We start from the raw sequence: 7479 nt of genomic DNA, 5'->3' as shown, positions 1-7479 counted from the left end.
CTTCCCGACCTTGCAGGGCAAGGACCTGGAGATCGTTTTCCAGACCTTCGACAGTCAGGGCAAAGTGAGTCTGATTGGCCGGCGCGAACATCCCTTGTTCCTCGTGCAGTGCTGCGGCGCGCGTTGACACCCGAAAGCCGGATCAACGGACGCGAAAATTCTTGGAGGGCGCAAATGACATCGACCAGCAGAGCTGGCCGATGTTTGGAACCGTCAGCCGCGATTAAGCGACTGGAACACGCCAGTCATCGGAACCCGAAGTACCGGATACTTCGTGGGTCCAGGTGATTTTGCGGTAGGTGAATTGCACTTCTTCCAGGTGCGTGAAGTGCGAGTTCGACGGATCCTGGCAGTTGTGCATTTTGTTGTTGATGGCGACGATGATCGCGTCTTCCAGTTTGGTGGTGTAGTAGTGCTCTTGGGTACCTTGAGCCGAAGTGCGGTACCACTGGATAACGATTTCGCTCATGCGCTCGCCGGAAGTCAGGGCGGCTTGCAGCAGTGGCGAAGACTTGTCGTAGACCTTGGTGATCACGACTGGCTTGTGTACACGCTGACCGGTCGGTTGGCCGGACTGTGGGTCACGCGGGATGATCACGTCGTGGCTGAACGCCTGAACCATGACCTGGTCTTCGTGACCTTCCTGGTAGGTGTTGCCAACGGAGTCGGCGGTGAAGGCGCCGGCAGTGATCAGGCCTTGTTTTTCGCCGGTAACGGACATGTACGCTGGTGTAGCCATGGATGTGCTCCTTGCTAAAAGTTAGGGTGCCCGGGAGGCGGTATCGCCCGGTGGGTGCCTGACTGTTATCAAGGAGCGTGCCATAAATGTTTTTTGTCATATAAATCAGGTGGTTGAGGATATTTTTTAAACGTGGAGAGGTTGTTCGGCAGAGATCACCTGAAAAAGTGCGCAACTTCTTGCGCAGTGGTGCGCAAGAAGTTGCGCACTCGGCTGGAGGGCTTGATCCACCTGGCGTTCAGCGATGTTGAGGTGTATTTGGGACGAATAACTGCGCAAGAAGTTGCGCATCAAGGCTACGAGCGATCATCCCGATAGACCCAGCCGTCTGTCCGGGCAATTCCAGTGGCGATGGAATTTTTTTCCGGACCTGTCGCTCTGCTGATGTAGAGACGTGCCGATTCAACGTCCGCCAGCGAGCACCCGGTAAGCCATGAACAAGACCCTGGACGATTACAACCGCATGCGTGACTTTGTGGCGACTCCGGAACCGGCCGCCGCCAAGCGTTCGGGCAAAAAAGCGGTGAAGGATCACGCGCTGCAATTCTGCATTCAGAAACATGACGCCTCGCAGCTGCACTATGACTTTCGCCTGGAGCTCGATGGCGCGCTGAAAAGTTGGGCCGTGCCGAAAGGCCCGTCGCTGGACCCCAAGGTCAAGCGACTGGCAATCCACGTCGAAGACCATCCGCTCGATTACGCCACGTTTGAGGGCACCATTCCCGAAGGGCATTACGGCGCCGGCGAGGTGATCGTTTGGGACCGTGGGGTATGGATTCCCCAGGACGACCCGGCCAAGGCGTACGCCAAGGGCCGGCTGAAATTCGAGTTGCAAGGGGAGAAGCTCGGCGGCCTGTGGAACCTCGTGCGCACGCACATGCCGGGCAAGCAGGAGCAATGGTTTCTGATCAAGCATCAGGACGGCGCGGCCAGGCCCGAAAGCGATTACGACGTGGTCGCCGCCGAGCCCGACAGCGTACTAAGCGATCGCACCATTGTCGCCAAATCGAAACCCAGTCCCGTAAAAAAGCCAGCGGCGAGGGCGCGCAGAGAGCGTTCATCACAGCTGAAAGGCGCTCGTAAAGCCAGACTGCCGGAGCTGCTCAAACCCGAATTGGCGACACTGGTGGAGTCCGCGCCGGACGGCGAATGGAGCTATGAGATCAAGTTCGACGGCTACCGGGTCATGGCGCGCATCGACCACGATGAGGTCAAACTCTTCACCCGCAACGGTCACGACTGGACTCACAAATTGCCGGAGCAGGCTGCAGCGCTAGCGGCGTTGGGCCTGGAATCGGCCTGGCTCGACGGCGAAATGGTGGTGGCGGACGAGCAGGGTGTTCCGGATTTTCAGGCGCTGCAAAACGCCTTCGATGCCGGTCGTAGTGCCAGCATCGTTTACTACCTGTTCGATTTGCCTTACCTCAACGGCGTGGACCTGCGCGAAGTTCCTGTCGAAGCGCGCAGGGCGGCGCTGGCGACTGTGCTCAAGCCCAATGAAAACCCTCTGTTGCGGTTCTCCGACACGTTCAACGAGTCCCCGGAGGCGTTACTCGACAGCGTCTGCAAAATGCACATGGAAGGGTTGATTGGCAAACGCCTGGGCTCGCCTTACGTGTCCCGGCGCAGCGGTGACTGGATCAAACTAAAGTGCAAGCATCGGCAGGAATTCATCGTGGTCGGCTTCACCGATCCCAAAGGCTCGCGCAGTGCCTTTGGCGCGTTGCTGCTGGGGCTGCACGACCGTGACAGCGGGGAATTGCGCTATGCGGGCAAGGTCGGCACCGGATTCAGCGAGGCGAGCCTCAAGCGTCTTTACGAACAACTGAAACCGCTGCAGGCGAAAAAGCCTCCGGTGGTGAACCCGCCCACCGGTGTTGAAGCCAAGGGTGTGCATTGGCTCAAACCCGTTCTGCTGGCGGAAGTGGCGTTTGCCGAGATGACCAAGGACGGCTCGGTGCGCCAGGCCGTGTTCCATGGGCTGCGCGAGGACAAGCCTGCCACCGACATCACCGAGGAGCGTCCGACAACCGTGAAAACCTCAACCACTAAAACTAAAACCTCCCAAGCGACACCGTCACAAGTCGGCCTGGAGCAGGGCAAGGTGCGCATCACGCATCCGGATCGGGTGATCGATGCCAGCAGCGGCACCACCAAGATGCAATTGGCGGAGTATTACGCCAGCGTCGCCGAGTGGATTCTGCCGCAACTCAAGGACCGGCCGGTGGCGCTGGTGCGCGCACCGGACGGTATCACCGGCGAACTGTTCTTTCAGAAGAACGCCGAGAATCTGGCCATACCCGGCATTATCACTCTGGACAAGGCACTGACCGGCCAACCGATGATGGTTATCAACAATGTCGAGGCCCTGATTGGCGCAGTGCAGATGAGTACCGTGGAGCTGCACACCTGGAACGCCACGTCGGTCGATCTGGACAAACCCGACCGCTTCGTCCTCGACCTCGACCCGGATCCGGCGTTGCCCTGGAAGAGCATGGTCGAAGCGACCCGGCTGATCCTCACGGTGCTGGATGAGCTGGGGCTCAAGGCGTTTCTCAAGACCAGCGGCGGCAAGGGGATTCACCTGGTCGTACCGCTGACCCGCAAACACGGTTGGGACGAGGTCAAGGACTTCAGCCATGCGATTGTCAGTCACATGGCCAAGCTGCTGCCGGAACGATTTTCCGCAGTGTCGGGGCCGAAAAACCGGGTTGGGCGCATCTTCATCGATTACCTGCGCCGTCCTTAAGAGCGCCTTCGCCGGCAAGCCTGGCTCCTACGAAAAGCTTGCATTGGGCGGCGAGGGGCACCCGCCGCCTCGACAACTATTGCTTGCCCACTGCGGCAGCGAGCAGCGGCGCCACCTGTTCATCGGTCAATGCGGCGTGGACTTCCATGTTCATGAGGTCGCTCCATTCCAGCACCCACTTCTGAATCGCCACTGGATCACTGGCCTCGGCAATGCCCACGCCGCTGGAGCCGCCGACGGCATGCCAGCGCCCCAGCATTTTGACGCCTGCGGGTGGGGCGCCACCGGTCTTGAGAAAACGTTCGATCGCGCTGTTACGTTGCTGCGGACTGATGGACCAACGGACCATGAATAACATCTGCCACCTCCTGCTACGGACTGGCACCTTTGATCTTTGCGTTCCTGGCTGGCGCCGGGGCCACGGTCACGCCTGAGTTTCCAGCGACGTCCTGGCTGGCCTGAAACCTGTTCTCCCATGAGAAGGCATAGCAGCGGACCGTGCCGTGCGTACGACCGCTGATCCTGTTTCAGGGCATTCGAACGAACGTATCGGGATAACGGTGCAAGCCATCAGGCATCACGCAACAAGTCGTTGGCATTGAGCAGCTCGTAGGCAACTTCCGGGTGCTTCTCCAGTCCTCGGCGAATGGCTGCCGGGATCGACTGACGGGTTTTGCGGCACAGGCCCGGCAGTTCGCCCAAGGTGATATTGATACCGCGCATGGTGCGCACTTCATTGACGCCCGGAGCGATCTCCACGCGCAGACCCAACTGCTCATACATTCGCCGTTGCAGACGCTCCAGGTCGCTCAGGCTCTGGAGGTTTTCCAGGCGTTCGATCAGGCGTTTCTCTTCCGACTGGGTCAGGCTCAGGATGCGCAGGTCCGTGCCGGGGGTTTCCAACAGCTGCTCACGTTCGCAGATGCAAGCACCGGGAGGGCAGGGTTGGCGGATCGGAAGAGAGGTCGTCATGGGGTTCAATCATAGAGCGCTATGATCGGGTTTGCCCATGGGGTTGTTGTGGCGTTGAGAGTGGTGTTTTCCGTCGATGCAACACGCCGCCTGTTTGCACAGTGTCTAGTGTGTTGCATCGACCGGTTGAATCTATTTTATCTGCACAATCACCGGACCTTCCGTCACGATCGGCGGTTTCACTTGAATATGCGAAGCATTTTTCTGAATCCATTCGCGCGCCACTTTCAAGCTTGCATCGGTGCCGGTCTTGTCTTTGCAAACCGTCACTGCCGTGCCGCCATCACCCGTGTTGAGCAGTGTGTAGCTTTCGATGCCAGGCACTGTCCGCAGGGCCGCTTCGACATCGGCATTGCGCTTTTCCAGAAACTCGAAAAGCTCCTTTGCGCCAGCACCCAGGTAGGTTCTTATAACTGCATACATAGTCGTCTCCTTCGGGAGTACCGTCTTGATGCCAATCCAGATCCGCTGATGGCCGCCATCACTCCGGTATCAGTTCACCCCCGATTTATTCAGCTTAGCCAAACGTCGGTGACAAGCGACATGCCACGACCACCGGCCACTTTTGGCAGGCTAGCGACGGTTGGCGGCGACCGTCGCTGGGCGGATTTACACCTCTGTCGGTCCTCAGGGTCTTTACTTCTAGTCAGGCCCTGTATGTACAGAGAGGAGAGCACAATGAGCAACGAACAGGCGGCACCCGAAACACAAGGTGTGGCGGTGAAGTTACTGGCAACGGTTGATCTTGGCCCCGAGATCGAAGGCATGGCAGGGCGCCAGCTTAGAATGCGTATGGTGACCATCGAGCCTGGAGGCGTCTTCGGGCCGGTTCACAACCATAAAGACAGACCCGGCACCGTTTACATACTGCAAGGAACCATCACCGACCATCGAAATGGCGTCGCCACGGACTATGGGCCGGGCGTGGGTTGGCCCGAGGACAGGAACACCACGCACTGGCTTGAGAACCGGGGCACGATCGCTGCGGTGGAGATCTCGGTCGATATTGTCAGGCAGGAGTAAGTTCAGGTCAGACATCCAGCACGGTCGGAACTAGAGTCGATTCAATCCGCTAACGGGGCTCCATAATCCGTAGTACCGGGTGCCCGTCGATATCCTTGAGTGGAAAATACGAGCGGTGTGTCGCGGCATCCACGGCAACGACATGCGCACGCGGGCCTACGCTGCCATTGCCGATTTTCGTGACCACTGCCCCCTTGACGTGGAACATCGACACAATGCCAGCCTCTCCAGCGACATAAAGTGTGTTCAGCACTGGATCGAACGCAAGCACATCGGGGGCTCCCCCAGTATCGAACGCCTGGATAACCCGCATGGTGTGCATGTCCAGTACGAGGAGCTTGTCATTACCTTCGCACGCGATAAAGGCAAGCCGGTCACGCGGATTGATCAACAGGCCATGGTTGCCACGTGCCCCCGGCAGATCAATGCGCGCCACGATGTGGTCGGTCACGGGATCGATTTCGATAAGTTGCCGACGAGTCTGGATATTGACGAAGACGTGTCGTGATATGGGGTCATATTGTGTATTGCCGACTTCACCTCCCAGTGGAATCGTCGCAACACGAGTGTTCGTGTCCACGTCGATCACCGTTTCGGTCTCGCCGTTTTCGTTCGATACGTAAAGCTTGTGAAGGTCAGGCACATAAGCCATGCCGTCTGGATAGATGCCGCCCGGTATGCGACTGACAATTGCCAGGGTCGCTTCGTCTATCGCAACGATTTCGTTCGTACCCGTCGCCGAAGCGTAGACGCGTGACAACTCAGGAATAACGAGCACGCCGTGTACCGACGAGACGTTCGCAATGCGCCCGACAACGCGGGACTCGCGCATGTCAAAGGCGATAACTTCACCGTCACCAAGATGAGCGATGAACATCAGGTTGCGCTCTGGATCGTAGCCCTCGTAGTCGAGCCGAGTGGCGCCACCGGGCAATGGAATGTCGGCGACGTGCTTCAGTGGCAGGTCGTTAGCCGGCAACTCGTCGGCGGCCTGACAGTAGCGAAGGCTTGCGAAGTCCATGACGGCTAGCGCAGTCAGCAGGATCGCGAAGACTGGCAGAGTGAAACGTCGATTGTCTCGTATGTTCATGAGGTCTTCTTCTGCTCGGACAAGGCGGGTTCAACCGCCTCGCCCAAGTCTCAGCAATGCGCAGATCAGAATATGCAGTGTTTCACTGATCATGAGCCCAGTTCCGGGCTGGACCGCCGTGTGGACGCCTCTCACATCTGAGGAGGCCAATTATGCGACTCGCCCTGACATTCCTTGCACCAGGCATACAGGGCGTCATACAGGATCAAACCATGTGCCAGCATTTCGTGGTCATCGGCATAACTATGCGATAGTCCCAGCGAAATCGCATAGAGCCCAGCCGATTGCGGTGTCAGATCCAGGCGGGAGGTATCTGCTCCGCGCACGATTTTGGCCAACTGCTGCAAGGCAGGATCACTGAGGTGGTACTTGTTCAGGAACGCATCAAAGCTGCACAGCTCACCTACGTGGGAAAGCTCAACGCCCGGAATGTCATAAGGCGTTGCATCTTTCTCAGCGGCAATCTGCAAAACCTCTCTGCTGGGCACGTACAAGAACTCGGCCTCAGGGTCGATAAAACGGGTGATCAGCCAGGGACAGGCAATGCGATCAATTTTGGGTCGTTCACGGGTAATCCACCTCATGGAACACCTCCTGCCTAACTCAGTAGGCTGGGTGATCTGGCAGGCCCGGTGCCCGCCAGAAAATAGTTGATCATTGCGCGCTCTAGCGCAGTAAGTGCACAGTCAAACCAACGAGTGCGCAGGCCATCAATACTTGAATCACGCCGCGCTTGAAGCGGAACAAGGCAATCGCCGCCGCAATCGCGATCAGCGCGGAAGGCCAGTCCAGGTTGCCGCTGAACCCTTTGGGCCAAAGAACGTGATAGCCGAAGAAACACGCCAGATTGAGAATCACCCCAACCACAGCGGCAGTGATCCCGGTAAGCGGTGCGGTGAACTTGAG

10 protein-coding genes are annotated in these 7479 nt (G+C 58.3%); 2 read left to right on the top strand and 8 right to left on the bottom strand.

The window, feature by feature from the left end; translation table 11 throughout:
* Nucleotides 1-91 (bottom strand): hypothetical protein (locus AC1DLB_RS23710; RefSeq protein WP_477785744.1); only part of this gene is annotated, 91 nt, incomplete at its 3' end.
* A gap of 132 nt (nt 92-223) precedes the next feature.
* On the bottom strand, nt 224-739 hold the full coding sequence (locus tag AC1DLB_RS23705; RefSeq protein ID WP_007900657.1) for an Hcp family type VI secretion system effector: 516 nt from the start codon (nt 737-739) through the stop codon (nt 224-226).
* Nucleotides 740-1172: 433 nt separating this feature from the next.
* Between AC1DLB_RS23705 and ligD the strand changes: the two genes are divergently transcribed.
* Nucleotides 1173-3488, top strand: coding sequence for a DNA ligase D (gene ligD, locus AC1DLB_RS23700; protein WP_477785743.1), 2316 nt, complete (start codon nt 1173-1175; stop codon nt 3486-3488).
* Between the two features lie 76 nt (nt 3489-3564).
* Here the strand turns inward: ligD and AC1DLB_RS23695 are convergent, their stop codons facing one another.
* From AC1DLB_RS23695 to AC1DLB_RS23685, 3 genes are all read right to left on the bottom strand, one after another.
* A complete protein-coding gene (locus tag AC1DLB_RS23695; protein ID WP_018925598.1) occupies nt 3565-3846 on the bottom strand; it encodes a DUF3303 domain-containing protein in 282 nt (93 codons plus the stop codon).
* A gap of 212 nt (nt 3847-4058) precedes the next feature.
* Entirely contained in the window at nt 4059-4460 is a 402-nt protein-coding gene (locus AC1DLB_RS23690; protein WP_018925599.1) for a hypothetical protein, read from the bottom strand.
* 132 nt (nt 4461-4592) lie between these two features.
* Nucleotides 4593-4883: a hypothetical protein gene (locus tag AC1DLB_RS23685; protein WP_111454026.1), complete on the bottom strand. Its 291-nt coding sequence runs from the start codon at nt 4881-4883 to the stop codon at nt 4593-4595.
* A gap of 255 nt (nt 4884-5138) precedes the next feature.
* Between AC1DLB_RS23685 and AC1DLB_RS23680 the strand changes: the two genes are divergently transcribed.
* A complete protein-coding gene (locus tag AC1DLB_RS23680; RefSeq protein WP_018925601.1) occupies nt 5139-5483 on the top strand; it encodes a cupin domain-containing protein in 345 nt (114 codons plus the stop codon).
* 49 nt (nt 5484-5532) lie between these two features.
* On the opposite strand, the gene AC1DLB_RS23675 is transcribed toward AC1DLB_RS23680, so the two are convergent.
* From AC1DLB_RS23675 to AC1DLB_RS23665, 3 genes are all read right to left on the bottom strand, one after another.
* The gene (locus AC1DLB_RS23675) at nt 5533-6573 is read right to left on the bottom strand and encodes a YncE family protein (RefSeq protein WP_477743676.1); all 1041 of its coding nucleotides are present in this window, start codon (nt 6571-6573) and stop codon (nt 5533-5535) included.
* A 131-nt stretch (nt 6574-6704) separates the two neighbouring features.
* Nucleotides 6705-7157 carry a chromate resistance protein ChrB domain-containing protein gene (locus AC1DLB_RS23670; RefSeq protein ID WP_086944954.1) on the bottom strand — a complete coding sequence of 151 codons (453 nt, stop codon included), beginning with the start codon at nt 7155-7157 and terminating at the stop codon, nt 6705-6707.
* Nucleotides 7158-7239: 82 nt separating this feature from the next.
* The coding region (locus AC1DLB_RS23665) for a chromate transporter (protein WP_477785742.1) at nt 7240-7479 on the bottom strand (240 nt) is incomplete at its 5' end.

The sequence above is a fragment of the Pseudomonas sp. 05N434 genome, assembly GCF_056396965.1.
This window is presented reverse-complemented; position numbering and strand designations above follow the sequence as displayed.